1 protein-coding gene is annotated in these 1,607 nt (G+C 64.4%); it reads left to right on the forward strand.

Annotation, left to right across the window (positions count from 1 at the left end; all coding sequences use genetic code 11):
- The coding region (locus VCB98_RS13785; RefSeq protein ID WP_346053515.1) for a helix-hairpin-helix domain-containing protein at positions 1 to 1,516 on the forward strand (1,516 nt) is incomplete at its 5' end.
- Between the last annotated feature and the right edge of the window lie 91 nt (positions 1,517 to 1,607).

A 1,607-nucleotide genomic window follows, 5' to 3' on the forward strand; every position in this document is an offset into this window, starting at 1 on the left:
GGCCGCGGATGACTGGCTGGCGGACGCAGTGCGCTTCACCGGCCGGGTGAAAATCCTGGTCCGCCTGGAAACCGAACTCACCAACTGGATTCGGGAGCAGGCCGAGGAAGAGGCCATCCAGGTTTTCGCGAACAATCTGCGCGACCTCCTGCTGGCGGCCCCGGCGGGACAGAAGACGGTGCTGGGCCTGGACCCCGGGCTGCGCACCGGCTCCAAACTGGCGGTGGTGGACGCCACCGGCAAGCTGCTGGATACCGCCACCATCTATCCCCATCCCCCGCAGAAGCAGTGGCAGCAAGCGCTGGAAGTGCTTGCTGCCCTGGTGGAAAAACACGGAGTGGCCCTGATTGCCATCGGCAACGGGACCGCCTCCCGGGAAACGGAACGATTGATCCGGGAACTGCTGAACCGCAAGGGCATGGGCCGGGTGCAGTACCTGGTGGTCTCCGAGGCCGGCGCATCCGTCTATTCCGCCTCGGAAACCGCGGCGCGGGAATTTCCCGACCTGGACGTGTCCCTGCGCGGGGCGGTGTCCATCGCCCGCCGGGTCCAGGATCCGCTGGCCGAACTGGTCAAGATCGAGCCCAAATCCATTGGCGTGGGCCAATACCAGCATGACGTCAGCCAGGTGAAACTGGGGCGCAGCCTGGAAGCGGTGGTTGAAGACTGCGTCAACGCGGTGGGTGTGGATGCCAATACCGCCTCGGCGGCCTTGCTCAGCCGGGTGTCGGGACTGAGCAGCAGCCTGGCCGAGAACCTGGTCCGGCACCGGGACGAGCACGGCCCCTTTTCCAACCGCAGCCAATTGAAAAAGATCTATCGCTTTGGCGACAAGGCCTTTGAGCAGGCCGCGGGCTTTCTGCGCATCCGGGGCGAACAGCCACTGGATGCCTCGGCAGTACACCCGGAAGCCTATCCGGTGGTGGAACGAATCCGGGAAAAGACCGGCCGTGAACTCGGACAACTGATTGGCGACGAAAGCACCCTGAAAACATTGGACCCGAGTGCATTCACCGACGAGCAGTTCGGCCTGCCCACGGTCAAGGACATCCTTGCCGAACTGGAAAAACCCGGTCGGGACCCGCGCCCGGCCTTCCGCACGGTGCAGTACCGGGAAGGGGTGGAGAAGATCAGCGATCTGGAAGAAGGCATGAAGCTCGAAGGCGTGGTGACCAATGTCACCAACTTCGGGGCCTTCGTGGATGTGGGCGTCCACCAGGACGGCCTGGTGCACATCTCCCAACTGGCCGACCGCTTCGTCAAGGATCCGCGGGATGTGGTCAAGCCGGGAGACATCGTCCAGGTTCGGGTGATGGAAGTGGACGTTGACCGCAAGCGCATCGGCCTGAGCATGAAATCCGATGCCGGCGCCGGCAATGACAAGCCCGGTGCCCACGGCAAGGCCGCCGACAAGCCCCAGCGGGGCCGTGGCCGCGGCAAGAGTGGCGGCAAGGGCGGCAACAAGGAACCCGAAAGCGCCCTGGCACTGGCTCTCAAGGCCAAGCTCGGGCGCTAGTGGGGCATGCGTAAAGTTCGGTGACGCCTCTGCGCTTCGGGATCCGTATCGGTATCGAGCAGGCACAGCACAGGTGACCTCCCCAAAGAGC

Source organism: Natronospira elongata (genome assembly GCF_034931365.1).
Taxonomy (GTDB): domain Bacteria; phylum Pseudomonadota; class Gammaproteobacteria; order Natronospirales; family Natronospiraceae; genus Natronospira; species Natronospira elongata.